This window comes from Marinifilum sp. JC120 (assembly GCA_004923195.1).
Classification (GTDB): domain Bacteria; phylum Desulfobacterota; class Desulfovibrionia; order Desulfovibrionales; family Desulfovibrionaceae; genus Maridesulfovibrio.
The window spans coordinates 140,807-164,408 of record RDSB01000003.1 but is presented as its reverse complement, the minus strand read 5'-3'; the positions used below and the strand labels follow the sequence as shown (position 1 = coordinate 164,408).

General features: G+C 47.4%; 25 protein-coding genes. 21 read left to right on the top strand and 4 right to left on the bottom strand.

Going from position 1 to position 23,602, the window contains the following annotated elements:
- The first annotated feature begins 7 nt into the window (after positions 1–7).
- The 10 genes from D0S45_04895 (at position 8) to D0S45_04850 (ending at position 6,548) form a co-directional block, all read left to right on the top strand.
- Complete coding sequence (locus D0S45_04895; GenBank protein TIH18557.1) at positions 8–718, top strand: HAD family hydrolase; 711 nt, start codon at positions 8–10, stop codon at positions 716–718.
- Between the two features lie 192 nt (positions 719–910).
- Entirely contained in the window at positions 911–1,201 is a 291-nt protein-coding gene (locus tag D0S45_04890) for a YggT family protein (GenBank protein TIH18556.1), read from the top strand.
- A gap of 15 nt (positions 1,202–1,216) precedes the next feature.
- The gene (locus D0S45_04885; protein TIH18555.1) at positions 1,217–1,720 is read left to right on the top strand and encodes a DivIVA domain-containing protein; all 504 of its coding nucleotides are present in this window, start codon (positions 1,217–1,219) and stop codon (positions 1,718–1,720) included.
- Positions 1,717–2,037 (top strand): DUF167 domain-containing protein, encoded by a 321-nt coding sequence (locus tag D0S45_04880; protein TIH18554.1) that lies wholly within the window; start codon positions 1,717–1,719, stop codon positions 2,035–2,037. Before D0S45_04885 ends, D0S45_04880 begins: the two co-directional genes overlap by 4 nt.
- Positions 2,038–2,067: 30 nt before the next feature.
- Positions 2,068–2,286, top strand: coding sequence for a DUF465 domain-containing protein (locus D0S45_04875; GenBank protein TIH18553.1), 219 nt, complete (start codon positions 2,068–2,070; stop codon positions 2,284–2,286).
- 12 nt (positions 2,287–2,298) lie between these two features.
- A complete protein-coding gene (gene ilvB, locus D0S45_04870; GenBank protein TIH18552.1) occupies positions 2,299–3,993 on the top strand; it encodes a biosynthetic-type acetolactate synthase large subunit in 1,695 nt (564 codons plus the stop codon).
- A 9-nt stretch (positions 3,994–4,002) separates the two neighbouring features.
- Positions 4,003–4,485, top strand: coding sequence for an acetolactate synthase small subunit (ilvN, locus tag D0S45_04865; protein ID TIH18551.1), 483 nt, complete (start codon positions 4,003–4,005; stop codon positions 4,483–4,485).
- A gap of 127 nt (positions 4,486–4,612) precedes the next feature.
- A complete protein-coding gene (gene ilvC / locus D0S45_04860; protein TIH18550.1) occupies positions 4,613–5,602 on the top strand; it encodes a ketol-acid reductoisomerase in 990 nt (329 codons plus the stop codon).
- A gap of 276 nt (positions 5,603–5,878) precedes the next feature.
- Positions 5,879–6,145, top strand: coding sequence for an RNA-binding protein (locus D0S45_04855; GenBank protein TIH18549.1), 267 nt, complete (start codon positions 5,879–5,881; stop codon positions 6,143–6,145).
- 184 nt (positions 6,146–6,329) lie between these two features.
- Positions 6,330–6,548 carry a translation initiation factor IF-1 gene (locus tag D0S45_04850; protein TIH18548.1) on the top strand — a complete coding sequence of 73 codons (219 nt, stop codon included), beginning with the start codon at positions 6,330–6,332 and terminating at the stop codon, positions 6,546–6,548.
- Positions 6,549–6,647: 99 nt separating this feature from the next.
- On the opposite strand, the gene tsaA is transcribed toward D0S45_04850, so the two are convergent.
- Together tsaA and nhaB are read right to left on the bottom strand one after the other, a co-directional pair.
- Positions 6,648–7,040 carry a tRNA (N6-threonylcarbamoyladenosine(37)-N6)-methyltransferase TrmO gene (gene tsaA / locus D0S45_04845; protein ID TIH18547.1) on the bottom strand — a complete coding sequence of 131 codons (393 nt, stop codon included), beginning with the start codon at positions 7,038–7,040 and terminating at the stop codon, positions 6,648–6,650.
- Positions 7,041–7,179: 139 nt separating this feature from the next.
- Positions 7,180–8,802, bottom strand: coding sequence for a sodium/proton antiporter NhaB (nhaB, locus tag D0S45_04840; protein TIH18546.1), 1,623 nt, complete (start codon positions 8,800–8,802; stop codon positions 7,180–7,182).
- A 445-nt stretch (positions 8,803–9,247) separates the two neighbouring features.
- Here nhaB and D0S45_04835 point away from each other — a divergent pair, with 445 nt between their 5' ends.
- Both D0S45_04835 and D0S45_04830 read left to right on the top strand, forming a co-directional pair.
- Positions 9,248–9,427, top strand: a complete 180-nt coding sequence (locus tag D0S45_04835) for a hypothetical protein (protein ID TIH18545.1) — start codon at positions 9,248–9,250, stop codon at positions 9,425–9,427.
- 31 nt (positions 9,428–9,458) lie between these two features.
- The gene (locus D0S45_04830; protein TIH18544.1) at positions 9,459–10,589 is read left to right on the top strand and encodes a hypothetical protein; all 1,131 of its coding nucleotides are present in this window, start codon (positions 9,459–9,461) and stop codon (positions 10,587–10,589) included.
- Between the two features lie 36 nt (positions 10,590–10,625).
- Here D0S45_04830 and D0S45_04825 read toward each other — a convergent pair whose 3' ends face one another.
- Entirely contained in the window at positions 10,626–10,922 is a 297-nt protein-coding gene (locus D0S45_04825; protein ID TIH18543.1) for a GTP cyclohydrolase, read from the bottom strand.
- Between the two features lie 148 nt (positions 10,923–11,070).
- On the opposite strand from D0S45_04825, the gene D0S45_04820 reads away from it, so the two are divergent.
- A complete protein-coding gene (locus tag D0S45_04820) occupies positions 11,071–11,400 on the top strand; it encodes an anti-sigma factor antagonist (GenBank protein TIH18542.1) in 330 nt (109 codons plus the stop codon).
- Positions 11,401–11,495: 95 nt separating this feature from the next.
- Entirely contained in the window at positions 11,496–11,987 is a 492-nt protein-coding gene (locus D0S45_04815) for a YajQ family cyclic di-GMP-binding protein (GenBank protein TIH18541.1), read from the top strand.
- A 72-nt stretch (positions 11,988–12,059) separates the two neighbouring features.
- Here the strand turns inward: D0S45_04815 and D0S45_04810 are convergent, their stop codons facing one another.
- Positions 12,060–12,527, bottom strand: coding sequence for a hypothetical protein (locus D0S45_04810; GenBank protein TIH18540.1), 468 nt, complete (start codon positions 12,525–12,527; stop codon positions 12,060–12,062).
- A 538-nt stretch (positions 12,528–13,065) separates the two neighbouring features.
- Between D0S45_04810 and D0S45_04805 the strand changes: the two genes are divergently transcribed.
- Genes D0S45_04805 through D0S45_04775 form a run of 7 tightly spaced genes read left to right on the top strand, consistent with a single transcriptional unit; the run spans position 13,066 to position 23,568 of the window.
- Entirely contained in the window at positions 13,066–13,995 is a 930-nt protein-coding gene (locus tag D0S45_04805; protein ID TIH18539.1) for a hypothetical protein, read from the top strand.
- Between the two features lie 29 nt (positions 13,996–14,024).
- The gene (locus D0S45_04800; GenBank protein ID TIH18538.1) at positions 14,025–15,131 is read left to right on the top strand and encodes a hypothetical protein; all 1,107 of its coding nucleotides are present in this window, start codon (positions 14,025–14,027) and stop codon (positions 15,129–15,131) included.
- Between the two features lie 23 nt (positions 15,132–15,154).
- Entirely contained in the window at positions 15,155–16,360 is a 1,206-nt protein-coding gene (locus D0S45_04795; protein TIH18537.1) for an S-layer homology domain-containing protein, read from the top strand.
- Positions 16,361–16,374: 14 nt separating this feature from the next.
- The gene (locus D0S45_04790) at positions 16,375–17,361 is read left to right on the top strand and encodes a hypothetical protein (protein ID TIH18536.1); all 987 of its coding nucleotides are present in this window, start codon (positions 16,375–16,377) and stop codon (positions 17,359–17,361) included.
- Positions 17,362–17,385: 24 nt separating this feature from the next.
- On the top strand, positions 17,386–19,557 hold the full coding sequence (locus D0S45_04785) for a hypothetical protein (GenBank protein TIH18641.1): 2,172 nt from the start codon (positions 17,386–17,388) through the stop codon (positions 19,555–19,557).
- Between the two features lie 2 nt (positions 19,558–19,559).
- Entirely contained in the window at positions 19,560–21,950 is a 2,391-nt protein-coding gene (locus D0S45_04780) for a hypothetical protein (GenBank protein ID TIH18535.1), read from the top strand.
- Entirely contained in the window at positions 21,940–23,568 is a 1,629-nt protein-coding gene (locus tag D0S45_04775; protein ID TIH18534.1) for a SpoIID/LytB domain-containing protein, read from the top strand. Before D0S45_04780 ends, D0S45_04775 begins: the two co-directional genes overlap by 11 nt.
- The last annotated feature ends 34 nt before the right edge of the window (positions 23,569–23,602 follow it).

Below are 23,602 nucleotides of genomic sequence, written 5' to 3'. Positions count from 1 at the left end.
AAATCCGATGGAATCTATACATATCAGTCCGGTAACCCCTCCAGAGGTGTTTAAGAAAATTAAAGGCGTAATTTTTGATTGCGACGGAGTCTTGATCAATTCCTTTGAATCCAATAAGTGGTACTACAACAAGTTCAAGGAAAAATTCGGCCTTGAACCCCTGAGCGCTGACGAAGAGAAGTTCGTTCATGCCCACACCCATGCAGAATCATTAAAGCATATCCTGCCTGAAGAGACTCACGAACAGGCCTTTGAGTTCTGTTCCGATCCGTTGCTTAAAGAAGGCATCAATTACATTCAGGTTGAAGAAGGATTGACTCGTTTATTGGAGTGGCTGAGAACTCATAATATTCGTATGGGTATCAACACAAATCGCACTGATACCTTGCCTCTGGTTCTGAATATGTTTGATATAGAGGGCTTTTTCTCGCCCATGGTTACCTCGACCACACTACCCAACAGTAAGCCGCACCCTGAAGGCGTCCATTACATTCTTGATAAATGGAATATGAAGCCTGATGAAGTTGTATATATCGGCGATACCTGGGTTGATGAGAGTTGCGCCGAGCGTGCCGGGGTTGAATTTTGGGCTTACCGTAGTCCGACGCTTAGTGCCCGTTTTCATGTGGACAGCTACTGGACACTTTGTAATCTTTTGGAAAAGGCTCGTAATGATGTTTGGTCTGGCTGCGGTTGCGGTCAGCAAAAGTTTATTTAAATCAGTGTGAAGGAGCAGGGCGGCATGTCGTCAGGCCCTGCTTTCCCTGCTTTCCCCTGCGATTGGTGTTCTTATATTTAATAGAATTTAGGTAAATTTGGAAAAACAGTTGATTCTTGAATCCTGCTGTGCCAATTTATAGTCAAGATCGGAAGCCATCGCTTCTGATCCAGCCCGTTAGGAGTATGTTAAATGGATTACGTGATTCTTGCCGTGGCGAAGGTTCTTTCGCTTGTTCTTAATCTCTATATGTGGGTGGTTATCATTTCCGTCTTGATTACTTGGGTCAATCCTGATCCCTACAATCCCATTGTCAAATTTTTGCGCAGCGTAACAGAGCCTGTTTTCGCCAAAGTGCGGCAGTATCTTCCCTTTGTAAATATTGGTGGATTTGATCTTTCACCCATTGTTGTTCTTCTGGCTATCCAGATGATCGACATTGCTCTGGTGGGCAACCTCACCAGACTCGCTTATGGTATGTAGATGCCGGAGGTGGGCATGAGTCTTTCAAAAATCGACTTACTTAATAAGAAGTTCTCTAAATCCTTATTCGGGTACTCCAAGAGCGAAGTGGACCAACTGATGGCTGAGCTTGCGGATGTTCTGGGTACCGCTGCTGATGAAAAAAAGCAGCTTCAGAAAATGGTTTCCCGGAGAGAGAATACTATCATCGAGTTTCGCCAGAGGGAAGAAACCCTGCGCGATACCCTGATGACCACCCAGAAGATGGTGGACGACCTCAAAGCCACTGCAAGAAAAGAGGCCGAGCTTATCCTCAACGAAGCCCATTCAAGGGCGGAGGTGATTTTGCAGCAGGCCCATAACAGGCTGGCTCAGATCCACGAGGATATTAATGAGTTGAAAAGGCAGAGAACCCGTTTTGAGGTTGAGCTGAAAGCTCTCCTTGAATCACATCTCAAGACTTTGGAGATCGGTGATCCCGAAGTTGAGAAGGTTGAAGCCATCGAGTCTAAACTTAAATTCTTCAAAAAAGCCAAGTGAACGAAGTTATTACTGAACTCCCCTCTTACATCAGACCCTGCGGACGTGGTTCGTGGAGGGTCTCCGTATGGGTGCAGCCCGGTGCCAAAAATGAAGGTGTTACCGGAGAGTATCAGGACAGTGTGCGTGTGCGTATAAACGCGCCTGCTGTGGATAACAAAGCAAACAAGGCTCTTGCCACTTTTGTCGCGACCCGTCTGGGTCTCAAAAAGCGTAATATTTCCATTGCATCAGGACATACCAACCGTAAAAAGGTTTTACTGGTGGAGTCCGATGTTGAACCGCGCTGGGAAGGGATAATTCCCGCCAGCGCCTGAGTTGCAAACCATTGCAAAAAGGAGTTTCAAATGGAACAGAGAGACATTGATCTGATCGAGCAGCTAGTGGGCCAGGACAGCGAAATTAACGCTCTATGGAATCAGCACACCGAATTTAAGAAACTCATCGATAAAATGGAAGCTAAGAACTTCCTGAGTGAGACTGAAACTCAGGAAGTTAAAGAATTGAAGAAGAAAAAACTCGCTGGAAAGACAAAGCTGCAAGCTTTGCTCGACAAGCATAAATAAGGGAGGGTAGCCATGGAGCTCACCGGAGCTCAGATATTTCTTGAATGTCTGAAAAAGGAGGGTGTGGACGTCGTATTCGGATTCCCAGGTGGAGCCGTTATTGATATTTACGACGAATTGCCCAATTATCCGTTTAAGCACATACTTGTAAGGCACGAACAGGGTGCAATCCATGCTGCGGACGGCTATGCACGCGCCACCGGCGATGTAGGAGTCTGCCTCGTGACATCAGGTCCCGGAGCGACCAACACTGTTACCGGCATAGCAACGGCGTACATGGATTCAATTCCGGTGGTTATTTTCACCGGGCAGGTTCCCACCCCGCTTATCGGAAACGATGCGTTTCAGGAAGTGGATATTGTAGGAATTACCCGTCCCTGCACGAAGCATAATTACTTGGTAAAGGACATTAAAGACCTTGCCTATACTGTCCGACAGGCTTTTTATCTGGCCCGTACAGGACGTCCCGGCCCGGTTCTTGTTGACTTGCCCAAGGACATTATGCAGCAGAAATTCGAGTTCGAATGGCCTGAAGATGTGTCGCTACGGAGCTATAGCCCGAACCTGACACCGCATGCGCGTCAGATTAAAAAAGTCGCAAAATTGATCGAAGGCGCAGAAAGGCCCTTGATTTATGCTGGCGGAGGGGTTATCAGCTCTGGAGCTGAGGATGAATTGACATGGCTCGCCAAGAGCCTGAACATTCCGGTGACCGCTACCCTTATGGGGCTGGGCGCCTTTCCCGGAGATGATCCCCTTTGGTTGGGGATGCTGGGAATGCACGGCACCTACGCCGCAAACATGGCAATAAATAACGCGGACCTCGTCCTGGCAATCGGGGCGAGGTTCGATGACCGTGTTACCGGTAAGGTCAGCACATTTGCCCCTAAAGCCACTCTTGTTCACATCGATATTGACCCCACTTCAATTCAAAAGAACGTAGCCGTACACGTGCCTCTGGTCGCTGACTGTAAAAGCGCACTGTCTGCATTAAAGAGTGAAATGGAACCGAATCTTGATTCCATCGACTGGGAAGTAGCCCACGCCGTATGGGTCAGACAGGTTCAGGAATGGTCCGAAACTCATCCTCTGCGTTATAAAAAGAGCGATACCGATTACATCAAGCCTCAGCGTGTCGTGGAGAAAGTCTACGAGATCAGCAAGGGCGAAGCTATTGTCGCCACTGAAGTGGGTCAGAACCAGATGTGGGCCGCACAGTTTTATAAGTTTAAACGCTCCAAATCTTTCCTTTCATCAGGTGGTCTTGGTACCATGGGCTTCGGTTTTCCCGCAGCCATAGGTGCTCAGATGGCCTTCCCGGACAAACTAGTGGTGAATATTGCCGGTGACGGTTCTATTCAGATGAATATTCAGGAAATGATGACGGCTGTCTGCAACAACCTTCCCGTAAAAATTGTTATTTTGAATAACGGCTACCTCGGAATGGTCCGCCAGTGGCAGGAGCTTTTTTACAATTGCAACTACAGTGAAACTTGTATGGATGCCCAGCCGGACTTCGTAAAACTTGCCGAAGCATACGGAGCCGCCGGTTACAGGGTTACTGAAGAAAAAGACCTCGAACCGATACTCAAGGAAGCTTTCTCCAACGGAAAGCCCACCATCATCGATGTCCGTGTAGATCCGGAGGAGAACGTGTATCCCATGGTTCCCGCCGGTGCTTCATTAACCGAAATGCTGCTCGTTTAGGAGGAAGTAATGAGACATACTTTATCCGTGACAGTTGAAAACGAGCCCGGGGTTCTTTCCAGAGTTGCAGGACTGTTCAGTGGGCGAGGATTCAACATTGAGTCACTCAACGTTGCTCCCACCCTTGAGGAGGGAGTTTCCCACATGACCATCATAACCAACGGCGACGAACATATTGTGGAGCAGATTGTAAAGCAGCTTCGCAAACTGGTCACTGTTATCAAGGTTGTGGATCTCATCGAGCATAGCTCGGTGGAACGGGAAATGGTACTGATCAAGGTTAATGCCGAAGATGCCAAGCGTGCTGAAATTCTACGTATTGTAGATATTTTCCGCTGCAAGGTTGTTGATGTCAGCGTGGACGAACTGTCCATTGAAGTCACTGGCGATCACGGCAAAATTGAAGCTTTGATCAACCTGCTGGGTCGGTTCGGTATCAAGGAAGTCGCCCGCACAGGCACCGTAGCCATGAAGCGTGCTCTGCAAGTTTAGGTAAAAAAAATTTCATCAACATTTCGGCACAGGAGTGCTCTCCGGCTGGCTTTTTTTCAAGGCGAGCCGCCGGGAAACTATTCGCGAGTTTCGTGTCCGAATTAAAGATAAAAATCAGGAGAAAGCAATGAAAGTTTATTATGAAAATGACGCTGATCTGGGTCTGCTCAAAGACAAGACAGTTGCCATCATTGGTTACGGTAGCCAGGGCCACGCCCACGCACAGAACCTTCGTGATTCCGGTATTAAAGTTGTTGTAGGTCAGCGTCCCGGCGGCGCAAACTACGAGCTTGCCAAGGAACACGGTTTCGAACCTGTCAGTGCTGCTGAAGCTGCTGCTCAGGCCGACCTTATCATGATCCTTCTGCCCGATCAGGTTCAGGCGGACGTATACAAGAACGATATCGCACCCAACCTGAAGCCCGGCAACGTTCTTGCTTTCGGTCACGGTTTTAATATTCACTTCGAACAGATCGCCGCTCCTGCGGACGTTGATGTTATCATGGCTGCTCCCAAGGGCCCCGGTCATCTCGTACGCCGCACCTACACTGAAGGCGGAGCTGTTCCCGCAATCATCGCTGTTGATCAGGATGCTTCCGGTAAAGCTTTTGACATCGCTCTTGCTTACGCAAAAGGTATCGGCGCGACCCGTTCCGGCGTATTGCAGACCACTTTCCGTGAAGAAACTGAAACTGACCTTTTCGGTGAGCAGGCAGTTCTTTGCGGCGGTCTTTCCGAGCTGATCAAGGCCGGTTTTGAAACTCTCGTAGAAGCTGGTTACAAGCCTGAAATCGCTTACTTTGAGTGTCTGCATGAGTGCAAACTGATCATCGACCTTATTTATGAAGGTGGTCTTGCCAAGATGCGTGATTCCATCTCCGATACTGCTGAGTACGGTGACCTTACTCGCGGTCCTCGCGTTATCAATGAGGAAAGCCGCAAGGAAATGAAGAAGATCCTCAAGGAAATCCAGCAGGGTGAATTCGCAAAAGAATTTATTGTGGAAACCAAGTCCGGTAATGCGCACTTCAGTGCCATGCGCCGTATTGGCAGAGAACACCAGATTGAACAGGTTGGTGGTGAACTCCGCAAAATGATGAGCTGGCTTAAGAAATAGCAGTTCGCTTCATATAAGCACCTAATGGCCCGTGTCGAAAAGGATTTTTCTTTCCCCTTTTTTGCACGGGCCTATTGCTCTTTTATCTTTATCGGGTTATGGGGCTAATAGGTTACCGGATTTCAGCCGAATATCGTAGATTGTCTTTAAGGTATTTAGTTGATTGCTTGACTCTCAGCGGGTTTCTGAGTGCAGCGTTTGTCGTTACGAATTTTTGTTCGCGGGCGGCTAGTCTGGTTTGTTTTAAGTTTTAACGCTTTTATGGAGTTTTGAGAAATGTCGAAAAACATTTACGTGGGTAATCTTCCCTGGAGTGCTTCCGAGGAAGATGTTAGGGCAGCTTTTGAAGAGTTTGGTGAAGTAGTTTCTGTTAAACTCATCAATGATCGTGAAACAGGCCGCCCCCGCGGATTCGGTTTTGTTGAAATGGAAGACAATGGTGCAATTAAAGCTATTGAAAGCCTTGATGGTACTGACTTCGGTGGCCGTAACTTGAAAGTTAATGAAGCCCGTCCGAGGGAAGAGCGTCCCAGACGCTGGTAATTTGTAGCAATTTGGTATAAAGCCCCTTTGGGCAGGTGAAAACAGCTAGTTCTCACCAAAGCCATTTTGTACCTAAAGACAGTCTTGATATTTCCGTTATTCGGGAAAATCGAAAATTAAGCCCGCTGTCGCAGTTGCGTATGCGGGCTTTTTTTATGAACATACAATAGTAAGAGGAAAAATTTTGGCTAAAGAAGAAGGAATTGCAGTTAATGGCACCGTGGAAGAAGCTCTCCCTAACGCAATGTTTCGCGTAGAGCTTGAAAACGGTCATGAGGTTCTGGCTCACATCTCCGGCAAGATGCGTAAATTCCGCATCAGGGTTATGCCCGGCGACAAGGTGACAGTAGAGCTTTCCCCTTATGATCTTACTCGCGGCAGAATTACTTACCGTCCCCGGTAGTAATTACCCGAGATTTCACGATACCTGTATCGATGGAATACCCCATGCGGGGTCGGTCCTTCTGTAACCGGCCCCGTGGGATGGTGGTATATTCCATTTTTAACGCTGGGCTATTTTTATGTCCACCAGCGGTGTTCCGTCTATGGCTTCCATAGGACGGACTTTTATTTTGCAGCCGTCAATGGCGGTGATGGTTACCGGGTGCAACCCTATTGGATTGGGCCTGTCCGGGGAACGGGTGGAAAATACACCTCGTTTCGGCCGCGACTCATCGCCGCGCGGATGTACTCTCTGGCAGTTGCGGTCTGCTTCGTGCAACCATGTGAACAGCTGTATTTTTGCTCCTGTTTTCAGTCCATCTAGCGAATCTCTGTATTCTTCCCTGATTTCCACTGATGCTTCAACACCGCCTTCGTTGCCTTGCTTGGGGGCGTCGGCTCTGTCCTTGATGGTTGAGCGGATGTAGCCGATTATTTTTAAATCTGTTTTCATGGGCAATCTTCTGGTTGTTAAATGTTGATCCTGCGTATGTGTTAGTTTTTTTATTTTTCTATGTCCAGAGAGGACAAAAAGAAAAGCGGGTAACCTGACAATCAGGTTACCCGCTTTTTTAATACTATATATGTATGGCTTACAAGAACCAGTCTACAGCCAGCAGTCCGGTGATGGACATGGTGATGGTGTAGGGCAGTGCCAGCATAACCATTCTACCGTAAGAAAGCCTGATGACCGGGGCCACTGCGCTGGTCAGCAGGAAGAGGAATGCAGCCTGACCGTTAGGAGTGGCAACAGAAGGAATGTTGGTTCCGGTGTTGATGGCAACGGCAAGCTTATCGAACTGGTGCATGGCGGCCTGAACCTGAGCGCCTGCTGCCTGCGGCAGTGTGGCGATGATGTCCCCGCGTACAGCGTGGGGATCAGTCAGCTTATCCATAAGAGCCTGTCCGGTCATGCCGATACCGGGGATGGCATCAAGTACGTGTACAAAATGCATCTTGGTTTCGGAGATGTAGACAGTCGCTACGAATACGTTGTCAGAGATGGCAGAGAGTATGCCGTTTGCAGCGTAGTAGGCCATGAGCTGGGCCTGACCCTGCATGCTGAGCACGTACGATATAATCGGCTTGAAGAGCTCTTGAGAGTGGATAACAGCAACGACAGCGAAGAAGACCACCAGCAGTGCGGTGAAAGGCAGAGCCTCTTCAAATGCGGGGCCGATGCGGCTTTCTTCGATAACGCCGGTGAAAGCAGTCAGCAGTACAATAATTGAAAGTCCGACAATACCTACTGCGGCAAGGTGGAAGGCTAGAGCAAGAATCAGCCAGACGCCGATGAGGGCCTGAATTATCAGTTTAACTTTACCGGCCTGTCCCTGTTTTTCTTCCTGACGCATGGCTTCTTCAAAAAGAAAGGAGCGGATGTTGCCGGGGAGGGTGAATCCGTAACCGCAGATTTTGAACTGTTCAGTCAGAAGGCAGGTCAGCATGCCGATTACAAAAACAGGCATGGTTACAGGGGCTACTTTCACGGCGAAGGGGATGAAGTGCCAGCCCATTTCACTGCCGATAAGCAGGTTCTGGGGCTCACCAACGAGGGTACATACACCGCCCAGTGCAGTACCCACAGCGCCATGCATCATTAGGTTACGCAAGAACCCGCGGAATTCTTTGAGCTCTTCGCGGTTCTTTTCTTTGAGATGCAGGTCGGAATCAAGGCTGTGTGAACCTTTATCCGCGCCGCTTGAAACATACTTGTGGTAAACGCTGTAAAAGCCTAATGCCACAGCCATGATAACAGCTGTAACGGTTAACGCGTCAAGAAATGCGGATAAGAATGCTCCTGCAAAGCAAAACAGTAGGGATATAAGCTTTTTGGAGCGTACGTTGACCAGAATGCGGGTAAAGGTGAATTGCAGGAAGTCCTTCATAAAATAAATGCCGGCAACCATAAAGATTAGCAGCAGGATAACTTCGAAGTTATGATGCGCTTCGTGGTAGATGGTTTCCGGGGTGGTCAGTCCGATAAGCACAGCTTCCATAGCCAGCAGCCCGCCTGCCGGAAGAGGATAGCATTTAAGTGCCATGGTTAGGGTAAAGATAAATTCAGCAATGAGAACCCAGCCTGCAACGAAAGGTCCTAGGGTTGCCATGATTATCGGGTTGATGATCAGGAAGACCAGAATAGTCAGTTTGTACCACATCGGGGCATGGCCCAGAAAGGTATTCACAAATGTCTTTGCCAATGACTGTGTCATAACTTCTCTCCATTCGTTTAGATCTGTAAAACAATGAATACTGAAGTCTAAATCCCGGCAAATCCCGTATCTGTGGTGTAGTTTTATGGCTCTCGGGAAATGCGTAAAGCGTAAAGCCGGGCTGAGGCGCAGCGCGGGGCCTTTGTTGACGATAGGCCGGGCGGGGGCACAGGGCTCAGTATGTATAGGTGGACGTAATTCCACTATCCTTCGGCGGGTTTATATGCCTCTGTTGAATCGTTGTCCAGTTGTGAAGTGTTAAATCATAGTATTATATGATTTTTGGTTTATAATCGGGAAAAAATTCACATTCAATTGGAATGACAGACTTTGTTTCGCATTCAGGGTTCTGTAAGGAGAATGTATGTTTTGTACTTAATGCATGACACCTGCTTTTATAAGGTGTTAGGATCATAATCCGAACTATTCAATGTCGGGAGGTAGTATGGATTTTGAAAGTTTTTTGAGCCTTCTTGCTATTGTGGCAGTTATTTGGGTTGTGTTTAAATTTAAGAAAAAGAATTCTCGGAGAGGAGGTCGTAAAAATGGTTATGACGATGACTATTATGAGAACGACCAGGGTGATAATAATTCCGGGGATAGCGATTCAGGCAGTGATGATTGATTCTTTTGTGAATAGTTAGAGGTGGATTCAAGTGAGAGTTATTTGTTCTGTAGTTGTACTTGTATTTTGTTTTGTTACTTCTGCTCCGGCATCCTCCCTTGAGGAAGTCTGGGGTGAAGTTCATCCTCTGCTTTCAGATGCCGTATCTGAACTTGATATCCGGGCCGATGTGCCGGATTCATCGTGGAACCCTCTGGAAGCTGATAAAGAGAGTGTTGACGGTAAGATCAATGATTTGCTGGATGAATGTATTGAAGTGCTCGGTATTTCGGGTATGTCGGAAACAAAGGATGCTATCCGCAAATTGCAGGAGGATTCCAGTTATTGTCGTGAGCGGGTTGCAGAACTGAAGACCGAGCGTCTTGCCGCGCCCAAGAATGTGAAGAAGTGGGAAGTATGGAAAAAAGATGCTGATTCCATTGATGCGGAAATCAAAGAACTTGAAATCCGCGAAGAGGAAAATGATAAACGTATTGAAGGACTCGTCGATCAACTGCTTAGCGAAATGCAGGCTATGGGCATGAAGGTTGACCGGGAGCAGGTTGAAACTCTTGTCTACAGCGTTACCGGAGATGATGATGTTAGGCTTGTTTCCGTTTTCAACAATGTAAAGCTCATCACTACCGAATTGCAGCGGCTTACTGCCGAAGCTAACGAAAATATTGAAATGGCCAAACGTTATTACGGCATGCATACCTTGCTGCTGCGTATTCTACTCAACCTTTATGATAATTATGAGCAGAAGGTTGACGATGTCTATCAAGTCCGCATGGCTGAGATTATCGGCAAGCAGGAGGAGTTGATCCAAAGGACTATTGAGAAGATCAATAGCGAGCCTGCCAAGTACCGGGGGATATACAAGACAAATTTAGCTGCACAGGGACTGACTGTTAGGACTGCTAAGATGTACGCTGGCTATCTTCGCAAAAATAGGGAGCGCATCGCGGATGCTAAATCTGATATTTCAAATGAGTATGAGGTTGCCTTGAATACTTATGAGACCGTTCAGGGGGCACATAGCCTAATCTCGTTGATGCGGGACGCCAATGCCATGCTGGACCGTATATCGGAATTGCAAACACCTGAACTGATTGTTTTCCAGAATATTGAAATGAAGACTGAATTCAGGAAGCTTACGAACAAGCTTAATTCTTTGAATTGATTATGGCGAAGTAGAGATTAAAGTATATATTCGTTTTTATTCAAGAGTGTCCTTTAGAATTTCATAGCCGTCGGCCATCATTGTGGGGATGAACTGGATGATTTCGTATTCTGCTACTCCTTCTCGTTTGAAGGGATCTTCATTGATAGCTTTTTCAAGTTCTTCAAGGGTAATATTTCTCGCGAGAATTACTCCGCCAGTGCGTGGAACTTTGCGGCCTGAAGTGATGAAAACACCCTTTGCATAATATTTTTCAAGGAATTTGATGTGCTCTTCCAGTAAAGCGTCAATCTCTTCCAATGGTTTTATGTAACGCAAATTGAGTATGTACATAGCTATTGCTCTCTGTAGTTTGGGATGGTAGTAGTTAGATTTGTAATTGTTTTGATACTTTTTTGCAATTTTTTGGATTGATATTGTTTTTGCCGTAATGTTGCAATAGGGGAACGGGGTAATAGTGTAAGCTGTTCAGGAGCAGAGTATGATTTTGTCTCAGGAAAGGGTCGGGGACTTTGTCATTCTGCGTGTTGGTGAAAGCAGGGTTGATGCAACCAATTCTTCTGTGTTGCAGGAACGAGTTTCATCATTGGTTGGTGAAGGGGAGTACAAGTTTGTGCTGGACCTGTCATCTGTTCTTTTTATGGATTCCTGCGGTCTTGCCGGGTTGATCCCTGCTGCGCATGATGTCCCTGTAGGCGGGCGGTTTTTGCTTACAGGGCTGCATCCCAAAGTGGAGCAAGTCTTCAGACTTACCAAGCTCGATACCATTTTCGATATATACCCTTCCGTTGAAAAGGCCTTGATATCTTAAACCGCATGGGGTGCGGGGCTTGACTATGTCTTGCTGATTGTTAGATTACAGGGCGAAATCAAATTGCCAATAATTTTTTATATGGAGGATATACCATGCCGTCTTTTGATATTGTAAGCCAGATCGATGCACAGGAAGTCGATAACGCTGTGAACAATGTGCTCAAGGAAGTTGATACCCGCTACGATTTTCGCGGAGTGAATACTGAGATTACTCTTAGCAAGAAGACAAATACTATCAGTATCGTTACTGGTGATGAAATGAAAATCAAGGCCGTGAAGGACATGATGATCACTCATTTTACCAGACGTAAAGTCGATCCCAGATCTCTTGAGTTCGGTAAGTTTGAGCCTACTTCCAACGGACAGCTCAAGCAGGAGATCAAACTTAAAGAAGGTATCGATAAAGATACAGCCAAGAAGATCGTGAAGATGATTAAAGGCGCAAAAATGAAAGTGCAGGCAGCCATTCAGGACGATCAGGTCCGCGTCACCGGTAAAAAACTGGATGATTTGCAGTCTGTAATTTCTCTGGTCAAGGATTCCGACTTTGATATGCCGTTTCAGTTTGTGAACATGAAGAATTAAAAAAATATAGTCTGAAGAAAATTGAACTCAGAAACCCCATCCTGAAATTTATTTCAGGATGGGGTTTCTTTGTTAGTTCTTTTTACAATGCTCTTCATAGCTGGTCACTGTTTCCATGATTTCCCGGCAGGTGTGTTCCCCTTGCCTGCGGACCAGTTCGGGGGCTGAGTTGCTGGCGATAAGCCTGTCCAGCTCTACTTTTTCGGGGTAGTCATCAAGACATTCCTCTTCCACGGTTAACTTGTCGGGAATAACTTCAGGTTGTTCCTGAATTCTATAGCCCACTGAACTGCATAAGTGGTTCAGGGCAGCTATTACCAATTCCCTTTCACCTTCTTCCTCAAGTTTGCTGAAAAGCAGATGCAGCCTGTCCAGTGGATTGCGCTGATGGTCTTCATGCTGTGGGGATGAGCAATAGCGGTTGATTTGGCTCTGGCCTCTGGAAAAAATTTTTTGGATGCAGGTTGGGCCAAGTATTTCACGGGAACATTGCATCATTTCCCACGTTTTGGTGGCTGTATTTGTTTTCTTTGGTTTCATGCGAAAGACCTTTATTTTAGTTGGTTAGCTTGCGTTTGTTAGTAAAGATGTACTTAGGTCACTACGCGTGGGGTGAACGGGCTTCTTTTTCCCCTCGCTTTTACCAGACAATGATTTCATTATAAAAATCGTGGATAAATATTGTTTTCCTGTGGTATACATAAAACTAGGTGTTTTTCAATATGGATACGCGAAAGCAATCGTATCAGCAGGAGGGACGGCATGAAAAGTGACAAGTATAACTTCTGGGAATGTTTCTATTTTTTTAAAGAGGTTTGACTCCGTTTGGCGATTATCTTATTATTTCAGGGTTGTCCTATAAATAGATGCATATGTGCATGAAATGCGAAGATAAATTTTAAATTGTGTTGCATAAGTTGTGTAATATAATATAGTTAGTAACTATATAAGTTAAATAGAGTTGATTCAATTTTTTCCGGCATTGTCAGGAAAGGGTTGAGGGTTCTTTTTTCAGAAACTGCCCGGACATAGGGAATCGGGCAAAATGGTGTAACATACATTTTTTAAGGAGAGTGACATGAGGAAATCAATACTGCTTCTCATCGCCATGGTCTGCTTTTTTATTGCGCCTTCCATGGCTCTCGCTACCGACCTTCCAAGGGTCATGATTGTCGGGGAAGATGCTGATCCTGATACTGTTCCCCGTAATTCAAGGGTGTTCAAACGGGTTATTAATGCCATTTCTAACGAGATGGTTAATCTCGGTTTTGATGTGAAAGACGAAACCGCGCTGACTCACACTACTCATGCTCAGGGTCGAACCAGACGTAATGATGCTGAGCTTATCCAGATTGCCAAGGATGCCGGTATTGATGTTCTTTGTATTTTCAGCATCTACCCTAATGCCAAGGCCAATCAGAACAGTGTAAGGGTTACCGCCCGTATCGAAGGCCGTCTCCTTTCCGTATGGGACGGTTCCAGAATGGGTAACTTTGAATCCGAACCTCAGCAATACCAGCTTGTTCCCAGACCATACAGCCGCAATGATGTTCTTGAGGCAGTAGGTAAGCTTTCCAAAATCATCGGTTCTGACGTTGGCGCAGTGCTTGCCGATCGTCTTGACCAGTACCATCCTGAAGGTGGTGGCTCTGATTCCGGCGGCGGTTCGGGCAGCGGTTCCGGTATCGGCTCCAGCGGGCGTCTCCTTGAGTGGACTCTCGTTTTTGACGGTTTCAGTGATGACGACATGCTCGACGTTGAAGACTACATCACTATCTTTACCGGTTACGACAGCCACAGACCTAAGTCTAATGCTCTGAATACTTCTTCCCACCATGAAATGTGGTACAAGACCTCCATTGATTCTTCTCACCTGAAGCGCAATATGGTTCGCATGCTCAGAAAGCTGAACATGAAGGGACGTGTCTACATTTCCGGTAACGAAGTGAAGATCGTTAAGCAGCACCGCGTTAAGCAGCGCAGAAAGCAGAGCAATACTGATTGGTAGACTCTCTGTCATAAAAAAATGAGGTCTGTATGTCCTTAGCTAAACTGTACTCTCAGGTGGTTACCATTTCGCTTGCAATATTGCTGGCTGCCTCCTCGGCGTTTGCCGTGGAGGCTACCGGCGAGGGAATTGACCGTCATCAGGCGTTGAATTCCGCTTTACGTACTGCGGTTGAAATGCAGATCGGCACGGCTTTGGCTTCTGATTCCCTTGTGGAGTCCGGGGTGTTGGTTCGTGACGAGATTGCCAGCCATTCGAAAGGGTACATCTCCTCTTATAAGGTGTTGAAGGAAGGAACCACTGCTGACGGGTACAGCATCACTATTGATGCCGTGGTCGACAGCAAGCTCATGTATTCCGATTACACCACCCTTGCCATCCTGCAAAAAATGTCCGGCCTGCCGAGGCTGCTCATTTTCGGTTCCGGGACCGGATTTAATTCCGTTCCCCAGCAATCCATGAAAGAACTTGTGCATGCTGTTTCGCGTACTTTCGGGAATAAATTCCAGTTTGAGGTAATCGACTGGCCCCTTTCCCGTGCAAAGTTCGGTGAAATTGAAGGTTCCATGAACCTCAAAAAGGCTGCCAAGTTCAACAGCCTGCTTCAGGCCGATTATGTTGTCACTGTGGAGCTTGAGCTTCCCAGAGATGCTAACCCGGTCATGCATCTGACCTGCGTTAGAATCTCCGACGGTCTCAAGATCGGTGAAGTTCGTAGGCCTATTGAAAAGTATGTGAGTCTTTCCGGTAAACCTGCTGAAGTCTACAGCCGTGCTGTGGAAGCTGCCGAGCCTGAAACCTACTGGGCTTCGGTGCGGATTGCCCGGGAATTGCTTGAGCGTATGGAATCCGAACTGGATCGTGGTAAGGGGTTCCGTTACACCTTGACCTTTCTTGGTTTTCCCGAACTTTCTCATGTGGGCGCCGCCCTTGAGGATGTTCCCGGTTTTGTGCGTAAAGAAGTAAAGCGTCAGAGCGGGATGAACATGGAAGTGGTTTACTGGTCCACTTTGCGTTCTGAAAATCTGCTTAAGCGGGTTTCCACTGCACTTAAAAATGTAGGGGTGGAAAAGTTTCAGAGCAAGATGGACGGAAGAAACCTTAAATTCCGCTGGCAGAATCCTGAAGGGTTCTAATCGTATGCAAGGAGGATAACCGGATGAAAAGATATGTAATATTTCTAACGGGCCTGCTTTTAATTCTCTCCCTTGCGGGATGCGGAAAAAAAGTAAAACCCATGTCCATTGAAGACAACCCGGCCCATCACTATCTGATGGGTATGGAGCTTATAGATCAGGGCATGCCTGAGAAGGCGTTTGTCCGTTTTGAAAGAGCAGTTGCTCTTGATGATGAATATGCTCCTGCCATTGCCGGTAAGGCTCTTGTTTACGCTATGCGTGCCGAGAGTGAGAGTGATGATGAATACAGTGCTGTTGATGCTGAACGGGCCATTGACCAATTTGATAAGGCCGTGCGTGAAGCAAGACGCGATAAATCACATAAATTCAGCGCTTATGTGACCGGTATCCGGGTTTATACTCATATCGCCACCCGTGGCTGGTTGCAGAGGGCTGAAGATCTCTACGCAGACGCCAAGCTGATGATCAAATATGTAGTGGAAGAGGATCTTCCTTACTACAGACAGACCGAGGCCGTTCATTACTTTATGGGCGAGGCCTATTTTAAGGGTGGCGAGTTCCGCAAGTCCGAGGATGTACTTGGCGTAGTGCTTTCCGCTTCTCCGGGGAAGTGGCATGACAAGGCTAACGCACTTTACAACCGTGCCCAGAAAATCTTGCGGGCCATGAGTAATTACACTCTGACCGATGTAGCCAAGAAGATTGCGGTTAAGGAAGAAGTTGACCGTGCTGACGTAGCTGCATTGCTGGTGGATGAACTCCATCTGGACAGGCTTTTTGCCGGACGCATTCCCGTTCCCGGAAATGATAAGAAGGCTGAATTTACTCCTGCCGATGTTGTAGGCCATATGTTCGAGCCGGAAATTATGACCGTTCTCAAGTGGCATGTCCGGGGGCTTGAGCCTACTTATGATGAGCAGACACGGGCGTATCTCTTCCATCCCAAGAAGCCCATGACCCGCAAGGAATTGGCTTTTGTTCTGGAAGATGTACTCATCAAGCTGACCGGTGATGAAGCTATGTCCACCCAGCATATGGGGCAAAAAAGATCTCTCTACCCTGATGTGGAAGCCACTGACGCATGGTACAACGCTATTGTTACCGTGGTTAACCGCAACCTGATGGAGACCGATTTGTCCGGTGCTTTCCGTCCTGATTCCAATATGGATGGTGCGGATTTGATTCTTTCTCTGATGCGTCTGCGTAACATCATGAATATCTATTAACAGTGGAGGATAAAGTGAAAAAATTATTACTCGCCCTGACTGCGGTAGTGCTTTTTGCCGGCTCCGCTGTTGCCGGGGAAAAGGTTGTTGAGGTTGTTAATCAGGATGAAGTATTCCAGAAGGGATACATTCAGGTAATCGGTGAGTCCGAAGCAGGGCAGAGTCGTTACCGGGCTAAACGTGCTGCCGAAGTTGTGGCCCAGAGAAGGATGCTTGAAATCTTTCAGGGTTTGCGTCTTAGCGGTAAAACTACCGTTCGTGACGGCATGCTTGCCAGCGAACTGGTACGCACCACTGTTGACGGTACCCTGCGCGGTGCTGTTCCATGCGGAGAATCCTTTGACCGTACCGAAGGTTATGCAAGGGTTTGTCTGCGCTTGAATCTGCACGGCCATGATTCCGTATACAGTGCCTTTGATGAAATTATCCTCAAGGAACCTGCTGCATTGAAGGTTCGTGATATTCCGGCATTCAAGCCTGAAACCCTTCCTGAAATTGTCACGACTCCAGTCAAGAAAAAAGAAGAAGTGATAGATGAGGCCAAGGTTCCACCGCCGGGATCTGATATTATTGAAGATCAGGCAGCTTCTGCTGAAAAAGTCGAACCTCCGGTCCAGACTACTGAACCTGCATCACAGAAGATTCAGGAAGCCGTGGCTACTCCCGTTGACGGTATCATAGTTGATGTGCGTGATTTCGACTTCAAGCCTGCGCTGGTCAACCGTATTCTTACTGATAAAAATGAAGTTCTCTTCGATCCTTCCAAGGTCCTTAATCAGGTCCTGATTGAAAGAGGTTGCGGCGGCTACACTACCGATCTGCAAAAGGCCCGTGCCCTTCTTGAATCATGGGGAAGTAAGTCTCCCATGGTGCTCAAGGGCAAGACTGTGCAGAACGTTACTGACGCAGTTGTCAGCGTTGAAGATGCATCAACCGTATTTGCTTATGACCAGAAGTACAACCTGCTGGCACAGGCAAGGGTAGTATTCGTACTTAAGTAATTAAAAAAGGTGGTCTCCGTGGGTATGCACAAGAAAGGACTCCTCATTGGCGGAATTATTGCGGCCGTGGTTATGGTCGGTTCCATGGTGCTGGTCAGGGTTCATTTTGTGGATGCCGCACAGAAGCTGCTTTCTGATATGACCAACATGGGGGTGGTAATGGAAGACATTGAGCTTCATTACTCCCCCCTTCCTTCCCTGCGGGTTACCAACCTGCGCGTCCAGAGCGGTATGGATACCGTCCGTATTCCGCAACTGGAAATCTATCCCGACATTCCCAGTCTGCTCACCGGAGAAGTTAAGCTTCGCCATGTGGTTTTGCAGGACCCGGATGTGAAGGCTCTTGCCCATCGTGAAGGAACATCTTCCGGTTCGGGAGTGCTGGAACTGCCCGCTATTTTCCCCGATAAAATTGACGTTGTTTCCGGCAAAATTCAGCTGACTAACAGCTATAAAGCTGAGCCGCTCACTGTTTCCGCCAGCATGGAAAAGGAAAGTTCCGGGTTTGCTTTCAACGTTCGCAGTGCCTCTATTGCCGAATTGGGATTTAAGTTTTCAGGCCGATTGGACATGGTTTCCACCTCACCTCTTAAGCTTAATCTTCAGGCCACTGAATGTTCCATTGATCCGGCCTCTTTTCTGGGGTTTCTGACCGGGTTCGGCTACATGGCTAATTCCACCATTCCCGAGTTGGCTGAGGCCGGTAAGTTTGAAACTAATGATCTTGATTTCAGTTTGGACAATGCAGCCGGAACCATGAGCGTAAAGGCCGGGGGGCTGATCCTTGATTCTACCAGTGGTAAAGGACTTTCTTTGCAGATGGGACAGGGCGGAACTTTTCAGGTTTCTCTTGACGAAGCTCAGGTTGATGCCGGGGAACTCTACGCCATGGCTCAGAGGAGTGAACGGGGCCGCAACGCTACCCGTTCCATGTGTGAATCCGCCAAGCTGAAGTCTATCAAGCCGCAGGGGTCCTTAATTTTTAAGGCTGTTGCTCTTTCCTCTCCACCCAGCAGTGTTGCTAATAAGGGGCTTTCCGGCAGGATGACTGTAAGTGCCAAGGATCTTGTGTTGGTACTTGAATCTTTGGACGGAAAGAAGCAGGAACTCAGTATTTCCGATATTGATGCTGATGTTGAGCTTAAGGACGGCAAGCCCGTGGTTTCCGTTCGTAGTTTTAATGTTGCTTCCGCAACTGGCGGAAATTGCAACATGCAGGCATCCTTATCTTTTCCTTTTGATTTGAAACAGGCCCGGTTCAAGGCCGAGGCCCTTGATTTTTCCCTTTTCGATTACATAATCACTTGTGAGGCTGAAAAAAAAAATCCTTTGCGGACTGTGTTTGATACCCAGTTGAGCCATAAGGAAACACGTATTTCAGCTTCCGGGTATTTCAATGTTCCCCGCACAAAGAATTCCGGCTATGAAGCGCAGTTAAAATCTTTGAGTATCCGCAGCCCGGAGCAGAAAAAGAGTGCAGTTCCGAAAGAGGTTGCTAAGGCAGATAAAAAATTTGATTTCGGTCCCTTACTGGGCCGCAGTCTCAGTGGAAAGGCTTCAATTCGCCGTTTTTATTACAATGATTGGCCGTTCAGCGATGTCGCTATCTATCTGCAATCCGGTACTGACCGTGCCTTGCTCAAGGCCAGCGGTAAACTTTTTCATCTCAATTTGAATGCTGATGTTGTGCTGGCTCAGAATCAGTTGGCTGCCCAGTGTAATGTGAAGGGGCGCGGGACCAGTCTATCAAGTTTGATTGCCTGTTTTGCAAAGGATCTTTCGGTTTCCCTGCGCGGCAAAATTTATCTGAATGCTAATGTGTTCATGCAGGGCACTGATGGCGGCGAGCTCGCTGATTCCGTGCGCGGTGAGGCTTCCGCAAAGATTGACGGGCTGCATGTTTTTAACCTTGCCAACCTTGATCCCCGGTTGGGATTTTTTATTGATTTGCTGGATGCGATTTCTTTCAATCCCGAAGGGGGACAGGGGCTGAATTTCAGCACGGCCCGATTGCGGGCGGCTTTGAGTGGTAAAAAGCTGCTTATCAATTCTTTCAATCTTAGTGGGCGGCAATTGCAGGCCTGGGGAGGAGGGGTCTATTCCCTTGCTGACAAGCACTTGCAACTGGAGGGAAAGGTCCGGTCCGTTCTCGGCACGGTCAATTCCTTTAACGTAGACAGGAAGTTGAAGTCATAGCCATGATTAACAAGCATAAATCTATCGTCTTTTTATTGCTGGCAGTAATCGTGCTCGGTGGTTGTTTCGCTAAGAAAACCACGCAGGCCGTGCAGTATACCGAGGAAGAAGCAATTCCTTATAAGATTGCAATTTTGCCTGCGGAATACGTGAAACATTCTGAAAATTCCACAGAGCATAAATCCGTGCTGGTGCTGGATGATGATCGTCTTTTTGTGGCCGACATCACCCGTGCGGCTATCAGCAATCAACTGGCCGGGAAGGGGTTCATGCCGCTGCAAAAGAGCGTGGTGGACAATACCCTTGCGGAGTTGGGGCGTGATAACGGCTGGCGCAGTATGAGTGATGTGGAACTTTGCAAGCTCCTTAATGCGGACGGTATCGTCAAGACAGATATTTACAGCGCGGATATGATTAAAGCTTTGGCTTTTGATCTCTTCCAGTTAGATGCTGAAGTAATGATGTATAACGCTGCCGGGACCTTGGTCGGCAAGTGGCGGGATAGTGCTTCCAAGCGTAGGATTTCCGTGCCTACCGGGGTTATCGGTCTTGCCGGGACCATTGTGGAAGAAGTCTTTTCCGATCCTATCAGGCGGCAGATGCGTATGGTCGTTTACGACTGGGCATGGAACATGGCGCAGGTGCTGCCGGATTGCCCAAAGGGACCGAAGTTGCCGGAAGTAATCGCTGTGGATACCAATGTGGATAATCTCCTTTTCGGTGTAGGGCAGCGGGTCGCAGTGCGCGTAGATGCTGAACCGGGATTGAAATGCTCTTTCAGCATTGGTGATTTCAAGAAAAACATACCCTTACCTCAGACTTCGCAGGGTGTTTATGAAGGATTTTATGTAGTTGCTGAGGGAGACAAGGCAAACAATCAACCTTTGATGGTCAAAATGCGCAAGGCCAACGGTGTGGACAGGCTTTGGGTTGAGTCCGGTTCACTTCTTTCGTTGGATGGCGAGTTGCCGCCGGTTTTGGAGGCTGTTCAGTCTCAGGCCGGACGTGATGGTGTGCAGTTAAACTGGCTGGTTCCGGTTGCTGCCGACCTTGAAGAGTTTGTTGTTGAAAAGGGCAATGATCCAGTTGGTGAATTTGAAACTGTCGCCCAGACTCGGACTCCTGAATTTGTTGATCCCGATGTGATGCAGGGAACTACTGTTTTCTACCGCGTACGTATCAAAGATAAGGCCGGAAACCTTTCGTCCTTGAATGGAGTGACTAAGGTTATTATGCCTCAGTTTGATGAGCGGGAGCTTTTCGGTGAACTCTCCGGTGTTCTGGTCAAGGGTAATTACCGTATTGGTTTTCCGGTGACTGTTCCTGAAGGTTCGAAATTCACTATTCAGTCCGGGACAAAAATTCGTTTTGAAGACAAGGGGCGGGTTGATGTTTATGGCGAACTTGAGTCCGTCGGTGAGATAAGCGGACCTGTGCGGCTCGAGTCAAATTCTACTGAGGGTATTAAAATTTTACCCGGCGGCAAGGCTCTGTTTTCCCAGTGTGAGTTCAGCGGTTTCAGTAAGGCTGTAACTGCTGTCGGTGGATATATTGAGATTCGTTCTTCATCATTTGCAGGCGGCTCATATGCAGCGGCGGTGATGGAAACAGGTAATTATGATTTTAAGGGCTTGCGTATTTCAGGGGTAAGGCACGGACTGGTGCTCAGTGCCGGGAACGGTTCCGTGGTCCGGTCCAGCATTACCAATTGTACGCAGGGTATTGATTTCAATGGCGGCAGTGTTGAAATCAAGGATAACAATATTTTTGATAACGAGAGAAATATAGTCTCTGCTGCAAAGCTGGTGGTCAGCGATAATTATTTCGGCTCTGCTTCGGTTGAGAAATTGAGGCTTGACGGCGATGTTTTGGTTAAATCCATTCTCGATGCTCCTTATCCTCATGGCCGAAGGGTTATTTTGATTGATGACCGGGAAATTACACCCGAGTTGCGTGAGAAGAAGTTTGCTGAACTTAAGGAGCAGGGCGTGAATGCTTTTCATAGTCAGCACTATGGAGATGCTTATCAGTCTCTGAGTCAGGCAGTGAAGATGAAAGATGATCGCGATATCTATCTTTATCTTTCCTACACCCTGCTGGCACTTGGGGATGATGTGGCCCTTTCCGAGATATTGGATGAAGGTATTTCAAAGTTTCCGTATGACGTTCGGTTGCATCAGCTTAATGTGCGCTACCTGCTTAACAAGGGCGATATCAAGCAGGCAAGGCAGGTGCTTGATAAGGCTCTGTTGCTTAGCCCGGCGGATAGTAATTTACTTTATATGAAGGATTACCTTGATCATCTGGCTGTTCCGGCAGAGCCCGCACCAGCCCAGACAAGTGAAGATAAACCGAGCGAAGAAAAAGTGAAGGACAATAAAGATGAAGAATAAATCCAGTGTGATACAGAGTATTTTTCTTTCGGTTCTGGTTTTGATGCTTTTGATCCCGGCAACTGCACAGGCCCGGAAGTATTCGCCTATCGAGCTAGAGGATCAGGCGCAGGCCCAGTGGCATATTAATTATGCAAGCTACCTGATTGATATCGGTAAATATTTTGAGGCTCTTGAGCAGTACGATACAGCTGTGGACTATTCCCCCGTAGCAAAGACAAGGGTTAATGCCATGTTCGGTAAGGCCATGGTGCTGTCCACTTTTTTGGATGCCCCGGAAAAGGCAGCTGATCTTTACCGTATGGTCGGGCGTAATTACCCTGATTATGCGGATACGGCTCTCTATCGATTAGGATTTCTTTATTACCAGATGAACAGGTATGACCGGGCTAAATCCGTGTTTCAACAGTATTTGCGGTTTTTTCCAAAGGGGAAATTCAAGTATCAGGCTGAAGCGGTTGTCTCCTCCATGAAGGTTAAAGAGGAGCAGAAGCCGGACCAAAAGCCTGATGAGAAACTTGATGAGAAACCTGATGAGAAGCCCGATGAAAAAATTCCTGGAAAGATCAGCAAAGAGCCGACGCTTCGAGTTTGTTTGAGTCGAAAAGTGAAATCCATGACGGTGACTACCGGATCAGGGAAGGATAAAATTTGTACTGACGAACTTGGCTGCGGCCGCAAGTACAAGGTCGGCATGTCCGGCAATAAGTTGACCCTTGACGGCAAGGTGGTTTCAGCAAGTCGAATTAAATTCAAATCCAACGGCGTACTCAAGGTCAGTTATGGTTCTGAAACCAAGAAGGTGCGCGGAATTATTAATGTGAGTATCCGCAAAGGCAAATTGCTGATTCTTAATCAGGTAGAGATTGAAGATTACCTGCGTTCGGTAGTCCCTGCGGAATCATATGCTTCCTGGCCCGCTGAAACCTTGAAGGCTCAGGCTGTGGCAGCGCGGACTTATGCTTATTACCAGAAGAAGCACCGCACCCATCTTTTTTATGATGTATATGCCGATACCTACGACCAGATGTACGCTGGTGTGGCTCGTGAAGACAAGCGTACTGATAAGGCAGTAAAGCAGACTCGCGGTCAGGTGATGCTCTATAAGAAGAAGCCTATTCTTTCGCAGTATACGGCCAACAGCGGCGGTTTTACCGCAGATGCCAAGGCTATTTTTGGAGCAGGAAAGGCTTATCTCGTGGCACATAAAGATCCGGCCAGCCTAAAGGGCAAGATGGCATCATGGACTAAAAAGTACAGTAGAAAAGAGATTGAAGCCAAACTGAAGAAAATCGGTATTTCCGTGCCCGGAATCCGTTCCATCAAGGCTCTTGAAAAGGGTCCGTCCGGTAGGATTGTTAAGGTACGCATTAAATATAAATCCGGTTATCGCGACTTGCGTACCCGGACAACTCTGGGCAGTTCACGGGTATTGAAATTGCCTGATATTCTTTTGAAGATTGACAAGAAGGGAGATTATTATACATTTAAAGGCCGTGGCTGGGGTCATGGTGTTGGCTATTCGCAGTGGGGAGCTGCGGAACTTGGTAAAACCAAGAAGTACGATCACATTTTGAAATTTTATTATCCCGGCAGCAGCATCAAGCAGCTCTGGTAGTGCTATGCTGATTAAAATTAATTCTGGATGTCTG